The sequence below is a fragment of the Prosthecobacter sp. genome (assembly GCF_046154365.1).
Lineage (GTDB): Bacteria > Verrucomicrobiota > Verrucomicrobiia > Verrucomicrobiales > Verrucomicrobiaceae > Prosthecobacter.
In genome coordinates, this window is sequence record NZ_JBJXFV010000003.1 from 1 (window position 1) to 19,935 (window position 19,935).

General features: G+C 57.3%; 14 protein-coding genes. 5 read left to right on the forward strand and 9 right to left on the reverse strand.

Annotated elements, in window-relative coordinates; translation table 11 throughout:
- Window positions 1-173 precede the first annotated feature (173 nt).
- From ACKVY0_RS00110 to modA, 3 genes are read left to right on the forward strand one after another with little or no spacing between them, the layout of a single operon-like run.
- Window positions 174-3,062: a PSD1 and planctomycete cytochrome C domain-containing protein gene (locus tag ACKVY0_RS00110; RefSeq protein WP_409212745.1), complete on the forward strand. Its 2,889-nt coding sequence runs from the start codon at window positions 174-176 to the stop codon at window positions 3,060-3,062.
- A 3-nt stretch (window positions 3,063-3,065) separates the two neighbouring features.
- Window positions 3,066-4,487 carry a DUF1501 domain-containing protein gene (locus ACKVY0_RS00115; RefSeq protein WP_409212746.1) on the forward strand — a complete coding sequence of 474 codons (1,422 nt, stop codon included), beginning with the start codon at window positions 3,066-3,068 and terminating at the stop codon, window positions 4,485-4,487.
- A gap of 40 nt (window positions 4,488-4,527) precedes the next feature.
- The gene (gene modA, locus ACKVY0_RS00120; RefSeq protein WP_409212747.1) at window positions 4,528-6,054 is read left to right on the forward strand and encodes a molybdate ABC transporter substrate-binding protein; all 1,527 of its coding nucleotides are present in this window, start codon (window positions 4,528-4,530) and stop codon (window positions 6,052-6,054) included.
- A 15-nt stretch (window positions 6,055-6,069) separates the two neighbouring features.
- Here modA and ACKVY0_RS00125 read toward each other — a convergent pair whose 3' ends face one another.
- From ACKVY0_RS00125 to ACKVY0_RS00165, 9 genes are all read right to left on the reverse strand, one after another.
- A complete protein-coding gene (locus tag ACKVY0_RS00125) occupies window positions 6,070-7,200 on the reverse strand; it encodes a ribonuclease D (RefSeq protein ID WP_409212748.1) in 1,131 nt (376 codons plus the stop codon).
- Window positions 7,197-8,621 carry a transcription termination factor Rho gene (gene rho, locus ACKVY0_RS00130; RefSeq protein ID WP_409212749.1) on the reverse strand — a complete coding sequence of 475 codons (1,425 nt, stop codon included), beginning with the start codon at window positions 8,619-8,621 and terminating at the stop codon, window positions 7,197-7,199. Before rho ends, ACKVY0_RS00125 begins: the two co-directional genes overlap by 4 nt.
- The gene (coaE, locus tag ACKVY0_RS00135) at window positions 8,618-9,220 is read right to left on the reverse strand and encodes a dephospho-CoA kinase (RefSeq protein WP_409212750.1); all 603 of its coding nucleotides are present in this window, start codon (window positions 9,218-9,220) and stop codon (window positions 8,618-8,620) included. The genes rho and coaE overlap by 4 nt, the downstream gene beginning before the upstream one ends.
- A gap of 85 nt (window positions 9,221-9,305) precedes the next feature.
- Window positions 9,306-11,918 carry an Amuc_1098 family type IV pilus outer membrane protein gene (locus tag ACKVY0_RS00140; protein WP_409212751.1) on the reverse strand — a complete coding sequence of 871 codons (2,613 nt, stop codon included), beginning with the start codon at window positions 11,916-11,918 and terminating at the stop codon, window positions 9,306-9,308.
- A 103-nt stretch (window positions 11,919-12,021) separates the two neighbouring features.
- Window positions 12,022-13,014: an Amuc_1099 family pilus-like system protein gene (locus ACKVY0_RS00145; RefSeq protein ID WP_409212752.1), complete on the reverse strand. Its 993-nt coding sequence runs from the start codon at window positions 13,012-13,014 to the stop codon at window positions 12,022-12,024.
- A 42-nt stretch (window positions 13,015-13,056) separates the two neighbouring features.
- Window positions 13,057-14,049, reverse strand: coding sequence for an Amuc_1100 family pilus-like protein (locus ACKVY0_RS00150; protein WP_409212753.1), 993 nt, complete (start codon window positions 14,047-14,049; stop codon window positions 13,057-13,059).
- A gap of 6 nt (window positions 14,050-14,055) precedes the next feature.
- A complete protein-coding gene (locus ACKVY0_RS00155) occupies window positions 14,056-15,804 on the reverse strand; it encodes an Amuc_1101 family PilM-like pilus complex protein (protein ID WP_409212754.1) in 1,749 nt (582 codons plus the stop codon).
- A 56-nt stretch (window positions 15,805-15,860) separates the two neighbouring features.
- Window positions 15,861-16,493 carry an Amuc_1102 family pilus-like protein gene (locus tag ACKVY0_RS00160; protein WP_409212755.1) on the reverse strand — a complete coding sequence of 211 codons (633 nt, stop codon included), beginning with the start codon at window positions 16,491-16,493 and terminating at the stop codon, window positions 15,861-15,863.
- A 57-nt stretch (window positions 16,494-16,550) separates the two neighbouring features.
- Window positions 16,551-17,507, reverse strand: coding sequence for a UDP-glucuronic acid decarboxylase family protein (locus ACKVY0_RS00165; protein ID WP_409212756.1), 957 nt, complete (start codon window positions 17,505-17,507; stop codon window positions 16,551-16,553).
- A gap of 143 nt (window positions 17,508-17,650) precedes the next feature.
- Here ACKVY0_RS00165 and ACKVY0_RS00170 point away from each other — a divergent pair, with 143 nt between their 5' ends.
- Together ACKVY0_RS00170 and ACKVY0_RS00175 are read left to right on the forward strand one after the other, a co-directional pair.
- Window positions 17,651-18,763, forward strand: a complete 1,113-nt coding sequence (locus ACKVY0_RS00170) for a sugar ABC transporter substrate-binding protein (protein WP_409212757.1) — start codon at window positions 17,651-17,653, stop codon at window positions 18,761-18,763.
- Between the two features lie 143 nt (window positions 18,764-18,906).
- Window positions 18,907-19,659 carry a YdjY domain-containing protein gene (locus ACKVY0_RS00175; RefSeq protein ID WP_409212758.1) on the forward strand — a complete coding sequence of 251 codons (753 nt, stop codon included), beginning with the start codon at window positions 18,907-18,909 and terminating at the stop codon, window positions 19,657-19,659.
- Window positions 19,660-19,935 lie beyond the last annotated feature (276 nt).

The window sequence follows — 19,935 nt, forward strand, 5'->3', positions numbered from 1 at the left end:
GCTGCTTCCAACGTGCCCGCTGCCTAATACGCCCAGGGCGCTCCAATCCGCGCACGCCTCGCGCCAAACGCATGGCGCCCACCGCATACAAAAACTTGTGATCGCCTTAACTTAACGACATTGAATGCAGAATGACGAATGACGAAGTTTTCCGCTGCGTTCTGATACCTGACATGACCGGCAAGATTGCGTTGACCACACTGCTGCTCGCTGCCTCGCTCCACGCGCAGGACGCGGAGGCGTTGTTTGTGCGCCGCGTGTGGCCGCTGTTCCAGGAAAAATGCCTCGCCTGCCACGGGAATGACGCGAAGAAGATCAAGGGCGGTTTCGACCTGCGCACGCTGGCCAGCACGCTCAAGGGCGGTGAGAGCGAGATGAAGTCGCTGGTGCCAGGAAAGCCGGACGACAGCCCGCTCTATCTCGCGACGACACGCAAACATGATGACTGGGAGCCGATGCCACCCAAAGAGGCGGACCAGCTTTACGCCGCGCAACTGGCCTGGATCAAAGACTGGATCACCGCCGGTGCGCCGTGGCCGGATGATGAAAAGCAAAAGGCCATTGCAACAGCCAACGCCGAGAAGTGGAGCACGGAAGATGGCATCACAGTGAAAACAACCGGGGCGCTGTCGCCAGAGTGGGCGAAACGGCGGTATAAGACGGCGGCGTTGTGGGCGTATCAGCCGGTGAAGAAGCCAGTGCTCAGTGCTCAGTCCTCAGTGCATCCCATTGATGCGCTGCTCGCTGTGAAGGAGCCTGCTCCAGCGGCGGATGCGCGCACCTTCATCCGCCGCGCCACTTATGATCTCACCGGCCTGCCACCGACGCCGGAGGAGGTGGAGATGTTCGTGGATGAAATGAATAGGACGAATAAGTCCTATAAGACCTATTCAAAACTCATCGACCGCTTGCTGGAGTCACCGCACTACGGCGAACGCATGGCCCGCCATTGGCTGGACGTGGTGCGCTACGCGGACAGCAGCGGCTTTGCCAATGACTACGAGCGCGGCAATGCCTGGCGCTACCGTGATTATGTGGTGCGCAGCTTCAATGCTGACAAACCCTACGACCAGTTCATCAAAGAACAGATCGCTGGTGATGAACTGAAGCCGGACGATCCCGAGATGCTCATCGCGGTCGGCTTTCTGCGCATGGGGCCGTGGGAGCTGACCGGCATGGAGGTGGCGAAGATCGCACGGCAGCGCTTCCTCGATGATGTGACGAACAGCGTGGGTGAAACTTTCCTCGCGCACTCGCTGCAATGCGCGCGCTGCCACGACCACAAGTTCGATCCGGTGCCGACGCATGATTACTACTCGATGCAGGCCTGCTTCGCGACGACACAGCTCGCGGAGCATGCCGCGCCGTTCCTGAAGGACGAGAACACGGCGGGATTTGAGGAGCGGAAGCATCTGGAAGCCCGCAAAGCTGAACACATGGCCATGTTGAAGACCTTGGACGACAAGCTGCTGACGAATGCGCAGCAGTGGTTCGCGAAGAAGAAGCTGGATGCCGCCCCATGGCATGCGGCGGTCGCGCAGGCACGGAAGCAGCCAAAAACCGGCGCCAAAGCACCGCGGCGGGAGTTTCAGGAGGTGTTTTCGACCACACGGCAGATCCTCACGAAGCAGGGCGTGCCAGAGGATCAGTATCCGCCAAAGCTCGTCGGGTTCGAGCCGGAGGACTATGGCAACGAGCGTGTGGCCCGCAAAGGCCTGGAGCGGCTGAAGTGGGAACTGGAGCGCTATGAGCCCTTCGCGTTCAGCGTCTATAACGGGCGCACGCCGCAGCTCACCAGCGTGTATCAGCCCATGCGCATGCCTCTGGATCGCATGACGAACGGTGAACTGGAGCAGACGGCCATCCTCGGCGGCGGCGATCCGTTTTCACCGACGAAGCCGGTCAAACCTGGTGTGCTTTCCGCATTATCTGAAATCTCAAATTTGGAATTTCAAATTGCCGAAGGCATTGAGGGTCGTCGCTCGACGCTGGCGAACTGGATCGGGAGCAAGGACAACCCGCTGACCACACGCGCCATCGTAAACCGCCTGTGGCTCTGGCATTTCGGCCAGGCCATCGCCGGCAATCCGAACAACTTCGGCAGCACTGGCAAAAAGCCCACCCATCCCGAACTGCTCGACTGGCTGGCGGCAACGTTGGTACAGAAGCAATGGAGCCTCAAGGAGATGCACCGCGTGATCATGATGAGTGACGCTTATCGAAGAAGTGCTCAGTTCTCAGTGCTTAGTGCTCAGTCTGGCGCTGGTTCAAAACTGAGCACTCAGCACTCAGCACTGAGCACTAAAACCGCCGTTAGCAGGGAGGATCTCGAATTCCACTACGCCGCCTTCAAACCCCGCCGCCTCACCGCCGAGGAGCTGCGCGACACGATGCTGCGCATCACCGGCGAGCTGAATCCGACCCTCGGCGGCATTCCTAACCGGCCGGAGATCAACCTCGAGGTGGCCATGCAGCCGCGTCAGGTGATGGGCACGTTTGCTGCCGCCTGGGTGCCGAATGCGCAGCCGGAACAACGTCACCGACGCAGTTTGTATGCGCTCAAAATTCGCGGCGTGCGCGATCCATTCATGGAGGTCTTCAATGAGCCTGCGCCGGATTTTTCATGTGAGGCACGCGAAGTCTCTACCGTCACGCCGCAGGTTTTCAGCCTGTTCAACGGTCAGACGAGCCATGATCGCGCCCTGGCGCTGGCGCATCGCGTTTTGAAGGAAAAATCAGCCGATCCCATTGCGCGTGTGTTTGAACTCGCCTACGGCCGCCCACCGTCCACCGATGAAAAAAACGCCTGCGAGAGCCACTGGAAGCAAATGGCGGCCAAACAGGCCAAACTGGCCCTCACGAAGCCCAAACCGCCGCTGAGCGTGAAGCGCGACGCCGTGGAGGAGAACACGGGCGAGAAATTTTCATTCAACGAAAAGCTGCCAGGCTACACCGAGTTCGTCCCAGACCTCCAGCCTGCTGGTGTCGATGCACGGACCCGAGCGCTGGCGGATGTGTGCCTCGTGCTGCTGAATTCGAACGAGTTTTCTTATCTCTACTGAGCCATGAACACTTCCTTCTTCCCTTGTGCCGGATCGCAAGCACTGCATGCCCCGACGCGACGTGAGTTTGTGTATGGGCTGGGCACTTCGCTGGGAAGCGTAGCTTTGACATCATTGATGGCGGCGGAGACGAGTCCGCTGGCTCCAAAGGCACAGCAGGTGCCGACAAAGGCGAAGAACTGCATCTTCCTCATGATGGAGGGCGGCCCGTCGCACATCGACTGTTTTGACCCGAAGCCGATGCTGGAGCAGCTGCATCTGAAGGAGTTCACTCGCGAGGGAAAGCAGAAGTCGGCGATGGAGAGCGGGAAGCGGTATTATGTGAAGTCGCCGTTCAAGTTCGCACAGCATGGTCAAAGCGGTGCGTGGATGAGCGAGCCGTGGCAGCATCTCAGCGGCGTGGCGGATGAGTTATGTTTCTTTCGCGGCTGTCAGGTCGATTCGGTTAATCATCCGACGGCGATGTACCAGATGAACTGCGGAAATCGCTTCGGTGGTGATCCGGCGATTGGCTCGTGGGTGACGTATGGGCTGGGATCGGTGAATCAAGACCTGCCGGGTTTCATCGTGCTGCCAGAAATCAGCTATCCGCAGGGTGGCAGCGCAAACTGGGGCAATGGCTACCTGCCGGCGCAATTTCAAGGGACGCCGCTAAGACCGAAAGGCTCGCCGATTCTCGATTTGCGTCCGCCGCAGGGCATCGCGCCGGAGCATCAGCGGGCGAATCTCAATCTGCTGGCACAGTTGAACCAAAAACACGCGGAGGAGCATCCGTGGCACGACGAATTGAAGGCGCGGATGAACAATTACGAGCTGGCCTTTCGGATGCAGACGCAGGTGCCTGAAACGCTGGACCTGAGCAAGGAGGATGAAAAGACCAAGGCCATGTACGGCATTGGCAATGACGCCACAGATGCCTTTGGCCGAAAGTGTTTGTTAGCACGCAAGCTCGTGGAGAAAGGCGTGCGCTTCGTGCAACTCTACGCGGGCACCTGGGACAGCCACGACTACATTGAGCGTGCGCATGGCAATCTGATCCGGCAGGTGGACCAGCCCATCGCGGCATTGATCAAGGATTTGAAACAACGCGGGCTGCTGGATGACACGCTGCTCGTCTGGTGCGGTGAATTTGGCCGTACACCCGACAACGGCGTGCGCGGCGGCACCGCGTATGGCCGCGATCACAACTCGAAGGCGATGACGGTGTGGTTTGCCGGTGGCGGCGTGAAGGCCGGACACACCATTGGCAGCACGGATGATCGCGGCATGGAGGCCGTCGAAGAAGTGCATCATGTGCGCGATCTGCATGTGACGCTGCTGCGATTGCTCGGCCTGGATGACAACAAGCTGACGTTTTACCACGCGGGAAGGTTCAAGCAGCTCTCACAGTTCGGTGGGCAGGTGATCGACAAATTGATCGGCTAAAAATGAGCAATGCCCGCGACAACACACGTTCAAGCATGGCATGATGAAAAAGTTTTTCTCTCTTCTCCTTCTGGCAGCCGCCACAGCGGCGGTGTGGGTCGTGTTGAAACCTGACAAGCAGGGTTCTGGCACGCTCACGGTCTTCTGCGCCGCCGGATTGAAAAAACCGGTGGAAGAAATCGCCCTCGCTTATCAAAAGGAAACAGGGACGGAGGTGCGGCTGCAATACGGCGGCACGGGAACGCTGCTCAGCCAGCTCAAAATCGCCAGGCAGGGTGATCTTTTCATTGCCGCAGATGATGGCGCGCTGGCGGATGCCAAAAAGCTGGAGGTGACTCGCGAGGAGTTTCAACTGGTGAAGCAGAAACCGGTGCTGGCGGTGGCCAAGGGCAATCCCAAGCACATTGACAGCCTGGAGGCGCTGAAGAAGGCCGAAATCAAGCTGGCGCTGCCAAATCCTGAAGCGGCCAGCATCGGGCGGGTGAGCAAAAAACTGCTCGGTGCTGAATGGAATGCGCTGGCAGCCAAGGCAGCCGTGATGAAACCAACCGTGACGGAAATCGCGGCGGATCTCTCGCTGGGAGCGGTGGATGCGGCGATTGTGTGGGACTCGACCGTGCCGCAGTTCAAGGGACTGGAGACCGTGATGCTGCCGGAACTGGCAAAGCACGAGGAATTTGCCACGGCGGCGGTGCTTTCGTTCTGCCAACAGTCTGCGGAGGCGATGCGATTCGCCCGTTATCTGGCCGCCCCTGAAAAAGGAGGCGCTATTTTTCAGAAGCATGGCTTCAAGGCTATGCCTGGAGATAAGTGGGCGGCGCGACCCGATCTGATCCTTTACAGCGGTGGTGTGAACCGCACGGCCATCGAGAAACTGCTGCAGCAATTCGCCACACGCGAAGGCATCACGATGACAACGGTGTTCAACGGCTGCGGCATCCTGTGTGCGACGATGAAAACAATGGGAGACAGCAGCAACCCAAAATTCCCGGATGCGTATTATGCCTGTGACATCTGCTTTGTGCCGCCCGTGGCACAGCAGTTTCCTGAGTCAGTGGTCCTGACAGAGGCTGAGATCGTGATCGCCGTGCCGAAGGGCAATGCACAGAATATCCGCACGCTAGCCGATCTGGCACGGCCAGGACTGCGTGTCGGCCTGTGCAATGCGGAACAGTCCACGCTGGGCTTTCTCACAAAGTCGATGCTGAAGTCGATGAACCTGTGGGACAGCGTGAGCAAGAATGCCTCGTCGCAGGTGCCCACGGCAGATTTTCTCGTCAACCAGATGCGCACCGGCTCGCTGGACGCAGCGGTGGTGTATCGCATCAACATTCACAACGACAGCGCGCACTTTGATGCGGTGCCGCTGCCAGCGGACAAATCGAAAGCGGTGCAACCCTTCGCTGTGCGCCATGATTCGCCGAATCAGCAGATGGGACGCAGGCTGCTGGCCTTCCTGCGTGAGCATCGTGAAAGCTTCGAAAGCGCAGGCTTTGTCTGGAAAGGTGACACCGCGCCGATCAAAAGCGCCGAGATCGTGCTGCCTGACTGGTTGAAGCAGAAGTAACGCCGTGAAGGCGGATTATTCCGCCTGAAGCACCTGTTCCAAGCCACGGGCCATCAAGTCGTGCTGCCAGCTCATGAGATGGTTCGCAGGATTGCCGTCAACGACGAGTTCTTCAATGGTGCTGCGTGAGCCGAGCAGCGAAGGCTCGATCTCCAGCTCCTGGGCCACTTTTTCACGATGGGCGCAGAGTTTATCGATCTGATCGCGCTGGGAGTCACTGAGTCGTCCTTTGATTTTTTTTGCCCGTGCCGGCCATTCGGAAGATGGGGACGCGATGACAGCGGCCACGATGTCATGGAACTCTTTTTTCCAGCGCGGACGCCAACCGTTGGGAGGATTGAGCGACTGATCGACCTCGAACTGCTCGGCGTAGGCGACCATCTGCTTGTTCGACATGATTTTGAAGCACGGGGTGTCACGTTCCTTCGCGATGCCTTCACGCCACTCCCACATGGCTTTCAAAACGGCCAAGCCTTTGGGATGCAATCGACCACAGCCTTGCACACGCCAGGGATCTTCGCGCTGAGCATTGTCACGTGCGGCGACATCTGCCTGCAACTCACGACAGCTTTGATGGAACCAGTCTTCCCTGCCCTTCTCCCGAAGCTGAGAGACGAACTTGTCCGCGATCGTCAGCAGGTAGCGCACATCATCGACGGCATACGAGAGCATGTTGGGTGGGAGCGGGCGACGGCTCCAGTCGGCTTTCTGCGAAGCTTTGCAGAGATCGAGGTCGAAGGTGTTCTTCACCAATGCAGCGAGACCGAACTGACGTGCGCCGAGGAGACGTGCGGCGATCTGCGTGTCGCGAATCACACGCGGACTCCAATCGTAGGTGCGCCTGAGCATGGTCAGATCATAATCCGCGCCATGAAACCACAGTTCATGCGTATCAAGCAGTTCGAGCAGCGGTGAAACATCGGCAATGGCCAGAGGATCGACGAGGGCATAGCGCCCGGCACAGTTCACCTGCAGGAGGCAGAGCTTTTCATGGTAGTGGTGCAGGCTGTCGGCCTCGGTGTCGAGACAGCAGCGTTTGTCAGGGCTGGTTGAAAGCCACTGCCGCATCTGTGTGACCCATTGATCGAGATGCGCTGGCGTGTCGATGAACTCGTAGTCCGCCTGGGTTGATGCGGCTTCGTTCATTTCAGGCCCATGAGAAGGATTTCGGCGTTGTTGCCAGTGCGGTTGATGTTGCGAATGAGCAACTCCAACGCTTCGGCAGCAGGGACGGCGGCGAGTTGTTTGCGCACCTGGGTGATGCGTTTGAATTCGTCGGGATGATAGAGCAGGTCGTCGCGACGCGTGCCGGATTTGAGCAGATGCAGCGCCGGGAAAATGCGGCGTTCGGAGATTTCGCGGTCGAGCGTGGCCTCCATGTTGCCGGTGCCTTTGAATTCCTCAAAGATCACCTCGTCCATGCGGCTTTCGGTTTCGATGAGCGCGGTGGCGATGATGGTGAGGCTGCCCCCCTCTTCAACGTTGCGTGCAGCGCCAAAGAATTTCTTGGGCTTCATGAGCGCCTTGGTGCCGACACCACCGGACATAACGGCCCCTTTGCCCCCCTGCATCGCATTGTAACCACGCGCAAGACGCGTGATGCTGTCGAGCAGGATGACGACATCCTTTTTCATCTCGACGAGACGGCAGGCACGCTCGCGCACGACTTCGGCGACCTGGCTGTGGCGTTTGGGGCTTTCGTCGAAGGTAGAGCTGTAGATTTCGCAGCCCTGGACGGTTTCCTCGAAATCAGTGACTTCCTCGGGACGCTCATCAAGCAGAAGAACGATGAGTGCGATCTCCTTGTGATTCTGCGAGATGGATTTGGCGATGTCCTTTAGGATGACCGTTTTGCCTGAACGCGGTGGCGCGCAAATGAGGCCGCGTTGGCCTTTGCCAAGCGGTGCCACGATGTCGAGAATGCGGGAGCTAATGGCGCAGGGCTTGGCCGTCTCCAAGATGATGCGTTTATTGGGAAAGGTTGCAGTCAGCTTGTCGAACTCGACGGGTGACTCCCATTCCCCGATGGGCATACCTTCGACTTCGGTGAGGCGATCGATAGCCAAGTACTTATCGCGGTCCTTGGGGGCTTTGGCGTAACCGACGATTCTCTGGCTGGGACGCAGATTGAATTTTCTGACCAAGAAAAGGGGAACAAAGACATCCTCCGGCAACGGCGTGAAGCTGTATTTCGGAAAGCGGATGAGGCCGTAGTTGTCGAGGCCGATTTCGAGGATACCCTCGACTTTGAGACGAGTTTTGTGCTCGGCGAGCCAGGAGCAGAGATCATAGATGAGCTGATGCTTCGTTCGGCTGGCGTTCAAACGGAAGCCAACGGTCTCCGCAAGTTCCAACAGCTCTGCCAGAGTACTGTCTTGCAGATCATTGATGGACACCTCCTGCGGAAACGGTGCCTGCGCGCCTTCTGGTTTCTGTGGCTCACCGGCCTGCGAGGATACGGTAGAATGATCCGGCGATGCGGGAGGCGCGGCAGAAATCAATTCAGGCGTTTCAATAACAGGAGGGAGTGCCACGGTGGCGGGGAATTCGGTAGATTGGTCGTTCATGCTTGCAAGAGTGGACTTGCCAGCGTCAGCACCTGGGCTTCAAGAGAGGCCAGACTGCCATCATTCCAAATGACGGCATCCGCTCTTTCAACCTTGGCTTCGATGGGCCATTGGGCCTCCAGGAACTTGTGAACGGTCTGTTCATCGAGACCCCGGGTTTCCATCATCCGCCTGACCTGCACCGACCGGCTGGAAGCCACCACGATGACAAAGTCTGCTGAAACTGTGGATCCAATCTCATAGTGGAGGGGGACTTCCGCAAGGAAAAGATTCATACCTGACCTGCTGGCGTCGGAACGAGCAACTTCCAAAGCGGCGAGAACCGGCGGGTGCAGAATCTCTTCCAATTGTTTGCGAAGAGCAGCATCGGGCAACACCACCTCCCTCAGCCATTGCCGGTTTATCTCGCCGGAAATTTGCAGTGCCTGGGTGCCAAACGCAGCCACAAGCCTTCCGATTATTGTTACAGTTTTCATCTGTTCCGCAGCAGCCAAATCCGCAGAAAAAAAACAACCAGACATAGGGAACTGCTTCAACATCAAAGCCGCCACTGAGCTTTTGCCAGAGCCAGCACATCCTGTGATCAACCAAGATTTCATGGAATTTGATTACCGGCCACAAAATGCATCAGGCAGGATGCTTATCGCAATCCTGCCTGATTTCACTCGAAGGTTTACAGTGTTTTTAGCGCACAGGTGCCACGGAAGGCAGAAGAGTGCCAACTGAACCCGGTCCGGCGATTGCACTGTCTGACTGCGGAACGGCGCTGTTTTTGACTCTCTGGCCTGACGGATCAATCAAATGCGCCGTGACAAAGATCATGAGGTTACGCTTGAAGTGCTGTTCGGATTCCGATTTGAACAGTCGGCCAATGATTGGAAGGTCACCGAGGATTGGGATCTTATCCTGCACATCTTGTACGTCTTCCCGAATCAGCCCACCCAAACCCACTGTCTGCCCATCCCAAATGGACACTCCTGTTGTCACCTTGCGCACCGAAAAAATCGGCTGATTGATGATGTTAGGAGTGATGATGCGTTCAGCCTGCTGGAGCGGAACGTAGCCAGCAATAGTATTGGCTGCGGATTGAATTGGCTGAAACGACGAACTCGCAGGAGAGAGGATGGGAGAGCCATAGTTAATGAATCCATCAAATTCAACCACCTCAGGGGCCAAGGTAAGCTCAATGGTGTTGCCATCTGCACCTACGGTCGGCTCGGCTTCCAAGCGGACCCCCGTCTGCCGCATTTCAAAGGCGGTCGGAGTCGTCGGCGTTGCGATTTGACTGCTGCTGCCTCCACCCAATGTAACAGCTCCACCGCCACCTTGGGGCAACTGCGGAGGATCAAATTCGGTGGGGTAGATGAACTCACGGGTTACTTCCATCGTAGCACGCGTGCCACTTTTCGTAGTCACACTGGGCGCGCTCATCAAATCCACCCCCTTCTTCTGACTGAGTCCGCGAATCACCGATTGAAAATTCGGATCAGTGAAAATGCCCGCCACGGAAAAAATGCCTGGGGCGGCGGTCGTGGCACCCGTTGTGGAGCCGGTGCTCAGCAAGTTATCAATGCTGTTATTGTTGAGAGCAAAGCTGCCATTTCTAAGCCCAGACGTGATGTTTCCACCACCGCCGCCGTTTACAGGGGTTACCCCTAGCGGCGTTGGACCTCCAACAGCATTTTGCACCGTCTGCGACGGGAAAACTATTGTCGTGCCCAACGTCACGTTTGGTATGACGGCGGTGCCGCCAAATGGATAATTACCGGGAGAGTATGGAGCCCCGTTACCGGGAGTGCCACCGCCAAGGAAGACATTGTTGCCGTTCGTCCCGACGCCACCCAGCAGCCAATCAAAACCAAGCTCTTCGGTGTTTTTCTGGGTCACTTCGACAAATTTGGAGGTGATGACCACCATCTTGGGCGCTGTCTTGGTGATGGTTTCAACAAAGGCCTCCACCAAATCGAGATTGGGCTGTGTGTTTCTGACCACCAACTGAGAAGTGGCCGGATTGTAACTGGCCGAGGAACCCTCAGGGAAAGTGATGCCTGATCCTTCCAGAATCTGTTTCGCCGTTTTTCTCGCGATCAATCCGCCACCGCCACCTGCGGCCGCGCCGCCACCTGCGGCAAACGGATCTGCGGGAGCAGCTGGAGCAGCACCACCGCCAACATCCCCACCACCCGAGCTCAGGAAGTCCGGGGGGACGCGATAACTGCGTGTGTACTGCTCACTGGCATTTTCCGAAAGCGGCACCACCAGCACAGCATGCGCTTCCACTTTAAATTTCATCTGCGCCAGTTCAGTCACATAGCGCAGCGCCTCAGACATCGGCACATCCTTCAAATCGAGACTGATTGAGGCGTTGCTCGGAGCATCACCAGTGCGGAGAATGATATTGACCCCCTTTACGCCGGAAGCATCCGTAAAGGTGTCCAAGTCACGGCTTTTGATACGCAGATATTCAATGGCCTCTTCAATCGTGGCACCCTGGAACTGCACTGTGGGGAAAATGATTTTGTTCATCTTCTCTGTCAAATAAGCACCGGGGCTGCGGCCAACACCGTAGTCGAAGACCACCTGCTGCCCCTGCACTGGCACCTTGTCTTCCCAAGCTTCATCAACCGCTGAAAGCATCTTGGCACGCTGTTGATCGTAGGCTGCTTTAAAATACGCCATGCGCTTGCGTTCAGCGTTTTCCATGCCACGGCGGGCAGCGCTATTGTAAGGGTCCGTGCGAAGCACATCTTGATACTGAGTGATGGCCGTGTCGTAGTTGCCAATCTCAACCGAGCTGTTTGCGACCAGCAGGCCTGTCTTTACTTTGCCTACATTTTCCACATGCTCGGGTGTGAGCGCAGGCGGCCAGCGATCTGGATCCTCGAGTTGTTTCAAGAATGAAACCGCACCTTTGTGACCAGGAATGATAATCATGGCCCCCTCCAGCAGTGTGCGTGCCTCCTTATAGTTGCCCGCTTTGGCTCGTTCACGTGCGACCACAACGCTACAGTCAGCATACTTGAGCTGGGCCAGATCGAGCCAGTCACGCGTCAACGGGGCATTGGGCAGGGCATCAATGGCGGCTTTGTATGAGCCAAGCGCGCCTTCGTAATCACCTTCACTGAAAAGCTTGTCGCCACGATCCATGGCGGTACGAGCATCTTCAATGCGGGCGTAGCGGCGGGCAATTTCGCGATTGGCCATTCCTGAAACGGAACTTTGAGCCATGATTTGCGGGGAAGCCGCAGTCAGGACGACGAGAGACAGGTTGAGCACCAGACGGGAGTGATGGATCATAAGGCAGACTAACAGCGTTTTTTGTGGTAAAGATAGATTACTAGCAGATGGGGCCGAACTTTGGCGAGACAAATTTTGGGGCGTTTGAAAAAAATGAAAGGCCTCAACCTTGCTTAATTTCAATGGTCTGCGGTGACGGCTTGCCACCTTTGTCCGGCGCGATGACCGCCTTGGTCTCTTCCAATTTCAAAATGTGGTAGGTGACCCCAAGACCAGGCAGTTGGAACGTCTTGCCCTCCCTGACACCGGGGATGGTCTGACGCTTCTTCCAGAGAAATTCGAGTTCGGCCTCGTACTCCGCCAGATTCGTTTCTTTGCCTTGGATGAGTTCGAACTCCTTGTTCGTGGACAAATCAAGCACCTTGACCACAAAGGCATCCATGGGGCCGAGGGTTGGATGCTGTATGATCTGCTTCTGCGCCGCAAGCAGCTTGAAACGGTTCGCCCCCTTGTCGAAGCCAAACTCTTCGTTGAGCGGCTTGAAGACGTTGCCCTTGGTCGGCACCAAGCGCTGTATTTGAAAAGTGCCATCGCTACCCCCCTTCAAAATCAAGATGTAATCATGGCTGATGCGCTTGCGCAGCACCAGCTTGTTCGTAAGCGGGGGCATGCTGGTCGCATCTCGCGGATCCGTTTTGGCGTTAAACTCCTCCAGATTGGAGAAGCCGTCGTCATCAGCATCCAAATCCCCCACGTTAGGAGAAAAAATATCAGGAAGCTGGGATTCTGGCGGGTTTTTGGTCAGGTCTCCGGTGAGGAAAATATTGGTCATGGGCTCACGGAGTTTCGGCTCCGGTAGCAGGAGATCGAACAACTGGCCGCTTTTCATCACGAGGAGCACGGATTTGTTCAAGGGAACGGCCTTGCCTTGCTTCACGGGTGAAACCCAGGAATATTTTTTCTTGATGGTTTCGGTGGCCTTGGCAACCGCGTCTTTGTCGGGCGCATTCAGGTCGTTTTTGGAGGATGCCTGCGCCAGCGCAAGACTCTCCTCGAATCCCTGGGATTCGAAGACCAGATACACCGCCACCCCGATGGCGAGGACGGCGGAGATGGTCAGGATGATTTTTTCGTAGCTTCCCTGGCTGTTCTGCATGGTGCGTAAAGGCTGCGGGTTCAATTAAAGGTGCAAATACGATCAGCGTGCGGCAGGAGACTGGGCCGCGACGCCTTTGGCGGCGTCTAAAAATTTGATCAAATCGATCTCCATTCTGACCTTCAGAAATTCTTTGCCAATGACAGGCACGGAGTCAACGGGGGCGGGCGGCGGCGCTTTGATTTCATCTGTTGCAGCCGGAGCTGGTGTTGTTCCTCCCGACGGGTCTGGAGGAGTGGGAGCGGCCGGCAGCTTTACATCCGAGCGCAACGGGCCGTCCTGGCGTTCGTTCTCGATGCGCAACTGCCGAAGGCTGGTGAAGAACTTCATATCCGAAGGATTGGCGAGGCGGCTGATCAGAAGCTGCAACGGTCCCTGATCCAAGGTCAGAATCACGGAGATCTGCCGCTTTTCCAGAATCGCAGACGCCGACTGCTGCTGGACTTGCATCCCGGTGGCATTGCTTCCCGGTGGCGACGTGGTTGTTTGCGCCTGTTCGACGGCAAGTTTGGAGCGTTCAAGCAGATCCACCGACTGGACACCGCATTGCATGAACAGTTTGACCAGTTCATCCATGGCATCGAGAAAAACGGCAAGCTCGGCAGCAGCGGCGGCGGATTTCGGTAAACCCGCGGTGTATTCATCAAAGCCAAATGCGAACTCCGGAGGAAGTTGCATTTTGGATGCCGCCGCCGTTTTGCGCGCCTCTGCGATCTTGGTTTTGAGCAGGGCCTGAAATTCGATGTCCTTGATCGGCTGAACTGGAGGCTGCAAAATCAGCAACGCCCCGCCGAGCCGGTTCACCAGCGCCGCATATTCATCCACGAGCGCCTGCTTGGCCTTGACGTTGTCCTCGGTAGGCGCCAGCCGTGAGCCTTTTAGCCCGGCCACCTGGCTGCCCAAGTTAAGATAACCATCCTTGGTTTCAGTGTAACTGCTCCATGCGTCGAACAAGAGATAGCCCAGGGCCAGTGAGCCTGCGAGGATGACGCCAAGAATGGCGGCCAGCGGTTTGTTTTCACGAATCCAGTCCATGGGTCTTTATTGGAATTGCAGAGGCTTGCGCAGCGGCATTTTGATCTCGAAGTGGAAAGCGTAGCGGTCTTCCTCCACACCAGTGTCCACCTTCACGTATTGATCACGCTTGGTTTCAAAATCTGTCATGATGAAGGCGTCGAGTTTCGCCAGTTTGGCGGCAAAATCATAGACCACCTTCTGCTCCCCCTCGGTGTTCCCACGATACAGTCCCTGCAGACGCAATTCATAGACCGGAGCGCCAGGTGTACCCGCTTTGGCCGGGGCCGACGATTTTTTCTCATCATTGTTGCCGCCCCACAGCGGCGCGGTGACGGGCTTATCATCCTTGATCAACTCAATGACGGTCAGCCAGATGAGATCATTGTCGAACTGCTGATTGAGGTCATTGAGCAGGCGCACCCACCAGGAGCGATCGGTCACCGCCTGCTCGAGCTGCGAACTGCGCAGACGCAGCTCCTCCTGCCTAGCATCCAGCAGTCGAATGTCATTGGACAGCTTGTTCAAACGCGCGCCGTCAGACTGCATGGCGGCGGCACGGTCTTGAATCGCCGCACTGGCGCTCTGGAACCAGAAAATGGCGGCTCCCAGCGCCGCCATAATGCACAGACCGGCAAGAATCAGCGTCGGAGCACGACGTGCGGCGTCACGCGCAGCAGCCAAGGCGTCAGGAATCAGTTCGATCTCACATGGGCAGGCCCCCATGCCGCGCAGCGCCAGTCCGACCAGTTCTCCAAGTGCCGGCGCGTCCACCTGGGCAGCCGCCGCATTGACACCGCGCTCTGGCTGCACCCCGCGCAGACCGTTGAAAACTTCCACCGGCAGCTTCAATTTTTCTGAGAAAAACTCGGCAATGTAGCCAGCCCCCGAACCACCGCCGGCCAGGAAGACCCGTTTCGGCGCACTGCCGCCCTGCTGGCTGCGGTAGAAAGTGATCGTGCGCATGATTTCGGCGTGCAGCCGAGTCATCGAATTGCGCATGACCTTGGACATGGCGTTCACACCTTCATCGGGGTGATCTTCCACCGCCCCGCCAAGGGCAACGAAACCCTGCGAGCATTTCTGCCGTTCCGCCTCGGCGAAAGGCACACCAAACTCCTTGGCGATCGCGTTGGTAACCGCCGCACCGCCGACAAGCAGGTTGCGGGTGAAAAAACGTGCCCCCTCGATGAACACCAGATTGGTGGAACGTGCGCCCAAATCAACGACCAAGGCAGGCTCGTCCACATCAGGATAGCTGTAACGAAATGTATTGTAGAGCGCCAACGGGCCGACATCGACACCCGTCACTTTAATACCGCAGGAGGTCGTCTCCTCATACATTTCATTCAATGGCTCCCGCTTCATGGCGGCCAGCACCACTTCGATTTCACCGAGATCTGACTTGGTGACCACCTCATAGTCCCACGAAACTTCATCAAGCTGCCACGGCACATTTTGCCGCGCTTCAAACTCGACGATCTGCGCCAGCTTGTCCCCCTGCACGGGCGGCAGTTTCACAAAGCGACTGAACACCGGATGTCCGGGAACGGCACACCATGCATTCTGCCCTCTGATCTTCAGTTTGGCGACGAGTTCGCTGAGCGCCACCTTGAGCTGCGGCAGACGGCTGACGTCAACGGATGGGTCACCATCCATCTCCACAATTTCATACCGCTTCAGAATAAGATCTCCCCCCGGCGTTTTGCCGAAAACTGCTCCGCTGACACGCTGGGAGCCGAGATTGATGACTGCAATGCTGTTTGGAGCTGCCATGCTGGGTGAAGCTTTGTTTGTCTGAATTCGGTTATTTAAATGCGCACGAACCTAGCTTATTTCGCCCTCACCTCGACATCATAGTCACCCCAGAGTGGAGCAAACGGAGTTTTTGACTTGCTCAGCAACATCCCCTGTAAAAAGGCGAAACTGTCCTTTTTATCTTCCCACCACGCACCTGTTCCCAGGTTGGTGTCTCCTGCAATGCGTTTCCCTTCAGCGAGCACTTCCACGCCACATCCCTTAACATCTGAAGAAACGGTCACGATATCCTTCTGAAAAACCAGTCTCATGGTGGAAGGCGCCACATAAGCAAGGACATGGTTTTCACCTGCTGGAACGTTGACGAGATCCAACGTGCCTTCCACAACCTCGAACTTGCCCTCTTTGTTGGTATGGTTGAGAGCAATATAAATCCCCATTTGCAAAGATGGATATGTCCCTTTGCTGCCACCTGCGCTGTTTGGCACATCGACGTCAAACTCCACATCCACCTCCACCCAGTTCTTCGGCCGCCAGCGTTTTTCCTTCACACTGCCGGCACTGAATTGCGGCGTCGGCTGCTCTATCACAGTAATACGCTTGATTTTCACCCTGACCGCAGGCAGCGGCTCTTGTACAGCAGGAGCCTGGGCCTGCAGCGCAGTGGCCAGCAGAAGGAATACAAAAGTCGATGCGAGTGATTTCATAAAGGCGGATGGTTGTTCTTGTTATTTTAGTGTTTTATCAGCAAACCACGTCACGCATCAAGCAGGGATTCTCAGAAAGTCGCGAAAATACTCCACCGTGCGCGAAATCCCCTCCTCAAAGGGCACTTGCGGCTCCCAGCCGAGAAGTTTACGCGCCAACGTGATGTCTGGCTGGCGCACTTTGGGGTCGTCCGCAGGCAATTCGCGATAAACAATCTCCGATTCGCTGCCCGTGATGCGCAGGATCGCCTTGGCGAACTCCAGAACGGTCATCTCCATCGGATTGCCAATGTTCACGGGTTCATGGTAGTCGCTCTGCGACAGTCGATAAATGCCGTCGATCAAATCCGAAACAAAGCAGAAACTGCGCGTCTGCTGGCCCTTGCCAAACACGGTCAATGGCTCGCCCGCCAACGCCTGACCGATGAAGGCAGGCACCACCCGCCCGTCCTCCAGGCGCATGCGCGGGCCGTAGGTGTTGAAGATGCGCACGATCTTCGTGTCCATGTCATGCGTGCGATGATAGGCCATCACCAACGCCTCGGCAAAACGCTTCGCCTCGTCATACACACCGCGCAGGCCGATGGGATTCACATTACCCCAGTACGTTTCCTTCTGCGGATGCTCCAGCGGGTCACCATACGTTTCGGACGTTGATGCCAGCAAAAAGGTGGCCCCCTTCGCCTTCGCCAGCCCCAGCGCGTGATGCGTGCCGATGGAGCCCACCTTCAACGTCTCAATCGGCAGTTTCAGATAATCGATCGGACTCGCGGGCGAAGCAAAATGAAACACCAGATGCACATCCCCCGGCAGATAGATGAACTCCGTCACATCGTGGTGGATGAAGCGGTAGTTCCCCTTCCCGGCCAGGTGCTCGATGTTGTGGACGTTGCCAGTCAGAAGATTGTCGATGCCGATCACCTTGTAGCCCTCTTTCAACAGACGGTCAGTGAGATGCGAACCGAGGAATCCAGCGGCTCCGGTAACGACAGCGGTCTTCTTTTTGTGGCTCATTGTGAGTGGGTTGGGGGGGGGTGAAAGAGGCGCGGAGTCTGGGGCAATCCCATCATTCTGCAAGCAAAAGCCTGCGAGTGTTTTCCGTGACCATCGCAGACTTGTGCAAGTTCAACTTTCTGGGCTAAACTGCCGCCCTCACCATGTCCACCCGCACTCGACTCGCCGCCCTGCTTCTTTGCCCCCTCTTCCTGGCCGCCTGCGGGCCGTCTGCGGACCCGGATGTTGAGACGGCGGTCAGCAAACTTGAAAAGAAACCGCAGCAGACGGCGGTCCCACAGCAAAACGGCACCACTCCGCCGCCATCCCTTCTCGATGCCTCCGGTCTCACCGCCAAAGACGAACGGGCGGAAATCATCCTGCTGCTGCCCGACACCCGCATTGCCATGCAGGCGTTTCAGCGCAACGGCCTCGCGATGCTCGTTGGCAGGCAGGCGGGCTACAAGCTCACCACGCTTGACGCCGCAGGCAGCGCCACGCAGCAGGTCGAACAGTTCCGTCAGGCCATCGCCACGAAACCCGCAGCCATCTTCATCAGCCCCATTGACCCAGCCTCGCTTGCCGCCTTGATCATCGAGGCACAGACCGCCGGCATCGCCGTCATCGGCCTCGACAAGCGCATGCTCAAAGACGGCTGTACCAGCATTGTGTTCAGCGAACAGCGTCACGTCGGACGCATGGCCGCGCAGACCGTCCTAGAAGCCCTCAAACGCAAAGCGGACGAGGAGGGCCGTGCCGAGGTCACCGGTCGCGTCATCCAATTGCGCGGTGTGGAGGACAGCTACCCCACCAACGAAATGGCCGAAGGCTTCAGCGAAGGTCTGCACGCCCAGCCCGGCGTCATTCTCGTCCACGATGCCGCTACCGACTGGACGGCTGAAAAAGCCACGCAGATCACCACCGAAGCCTTGCGCCTGCAGAAAAACTTCGACGCCATCTACGCCCACAACGACGTCATCGCCCTCGGTGCGGCAAAAGCCGCCGAAACCGCCGGCCTGCGCGAAAACGTCTTCATCATTGGCGCCGACGGCCTAGCTGGGCAGAAGCGCGGCATCGAACTCGTCCGCCAGGGTGAGATTGACGCCACCATCGTCCAGCCCGCCCTCGTCGATCTCGCCCTGCAGCTCATCGTGAAACTGCGCAAAGATAAAACCTTCAAGCCGGAGCCAGCCTATGAAATCCAGCCCGTGGCCGTCGTGCCGAAAACCGTCGAGCGCTCCCTCCGCTTCGGCACCTACACGCTGCCGAAGCTCTAGCCCCGTGGCACGGAGCCTCAGCGGCATGCCCCGCGCAAAAAATGCCCACACCTCCTCGTTCCCGGTCAAAAACCATCCACGTCTCGTCACCCCCAAGGAACATCCTTGCCCCGGTGTTCCCTTCCCCTAACCTCCCCAGCCCCATGCTCCGCTCCTTCGTCGCATTCCTCCTGTTCCTCGCCTCACTCCCCTGCGTGACCGCTCAGGACATCGCCGCGTCCAAGCCTGACGCGGCACAGCAGCTCGAAGACGCCAAGAAGCTCCTCAAACAAATTTCCCCCGGTGTCTTTGACCTCAACGGCATCCAGATCACCGCCGCCACTCGTGAGTTGCGCGTCCCTTGCTCCATCCTGCACCAGAAACTCCCCATTGAATACGCCCTCTGCCACGAAGCCGGCGAAAAAGTCCACGAAACCATCCTGCAGACCGCCGTCCGCCCCATTCATATCCAGCTCGCCCTCCTCCTCGCCAACTACCAGCCAGCCACCCTTGGCATTCTCGAAAAACTTCCACTCCACGAAGAACGTCCCTACAAAGACAAGGACACCGAACCCAAGACACCCGGTGCCAACCGCCTCGCCATCCACGTCGAGTGGCAAGACGGCGACCAAACCAAACGCGTCCCGCTCTCCCACTTCATCCAGGACATCGACAAACGCAAAACACCCGACGACCTCGGCACCTGGATCTTCAACGGCTCCCAAATCGACGAAACTGGCTTCGTCGCCGAACTCACCGGCAACATCATCTCCACCTACGTGGACCGCTCCGCCATCATCAACTCCCCCGCCAAAGGCAATTACCGCGACGACCTCTGGATCAGCATGCCCGCCAACATCCCCGCTGAGGAGACAAAGGTGTCTTTGATCATCACCCCTGCACCGATCCCCAAATAGCCAGCCACATTTAAGTGCTCAGTGCTCAGTCTTCAAACCCCGGCGCCAAACTGAGCACTGAGCACTGAGCACTGAGCACTGAGCACTGAGCACTGAGCACTGAGCACTGAGCACTGAGCACTGAGCACTGAGCACTGAGCACTCAATGTCATTAAGTTAAGGACAGCACATGAATGAATGCCGCAGATTCAGGAAAACCACAGATTAGACGATTCAGGCGAGAAATCTGCGGCTTCCCTGAATCTGCGGCAATCCCTTCTTAACTTAACGACATTG

What these genes read in the sequence shown, in the direction of transcription:
- ACKVY0_RS00110 (WP_409212745.1), top strand. Translation starts at nt 174, where the DNA reads ATGACCGGCAAGATTGCGTTGACCACACTGCTGCTCGCTGCCTCGCTC.
- ACKVY0_RS00115 (WP_409212746.1), top strand. Translation starts at nt 3,066, where the DNA reads ATGAACACTTCCTTCTTCCCTTGTGCCGGATCGCAAGCACTGCATGCC.
- modA (WP_409212747.1), top strand. Translation starts at nt 4,528, where the DNA reads ATGATGAAAAAGTTTTTCTCTCTTCTCCTTCTGGCAGCCGCCACAGCG.
- ACKVY0_RS00125 (WP_409212748.1), bottom strand. Translation starts at nt 7,200, where the DNA reads ATGAACGAAGCCGCATCAACCCAGGCGGACTACGAGTTCATCGACACG.
- rho (WP_409212749.1), bottom strand. Translation starts at nt 8,621, where the DNA reads ATGAACGACCAATCTACCGAATTCCCCGCCACCGTGGCACTCCCTCCT.
- coaE (WP_409212750.1), bottom strand. Translation starts at nt 9,220, where the DNA reads ATGAAATCTTGGTTGATCACAGGATGTGCTGGCTCTGGCAAAAGCTCA.
- ACKVY0_RS00140 (WP_409212751.1), bottom strand. Translation starts at nt 11,918, where the DNA reads ATGATCCATCACTCCCGTCTGGTGCTCAACCTGTCTCTCGTCGTCCTG.
- ACKVY0_RS00145 (WP_409212752.1), bottom strand. Translation starts at nt 13,014, where the DNA reads ATGCAGAACAGCCAGGGAAGCTACGAAAAAATCATCCTGACCATCTCC.
- ACKVY0_RS00150 (WP_409212753.1), bottom strand. Translation starts at nt 14,049, where the DNA reads ATGGACTGGATTCGTGAAAACAAACCGCTGGCCGCCATTCTTGGCGTC.
- ACKVY0_RS00155 (WP_409212754.1), bottom strand. Translation starts at nt 15,804, where the DNA reads ATGGCAGCTCCAAACAGCATTGCAGTCATCAATCTCGGCTCCCAGCGT.
- ACKVY0_RS00160 (WP_409212755.1), bottom strand. Translation starts at nt 16,493, where the DNA reads ATGAAATCACTCGCATCGACTTTTGTATTCCTTCTGCTGGCCACTGCG.
- ACKVY0_RS00165 (WP_409212756.1), bottom strand. Translation starts at nt 17,507, where the DNA reads ATGAGCCACAAAAAGAAGACCGCTGTCGTTACCGGAGCCGCTGGATTC.
- ACKVY0_RS00170 (WP_409212757.1), top strand. Translation starts at nt 17,651, where the DNA reads ATGTCCACCCGCACTCGACTCGCCGCCCTGCTTCTTTGCCCCCTCTTC.
- ACKVY0_RS00175 (WP_409212758.1), top strand. Translation starts at nt 18,907, where the DNA reads ATGCTCCGCTCCTTCGTCGCATTCCTCCTGTTCCTCGCCTCACTCCCC.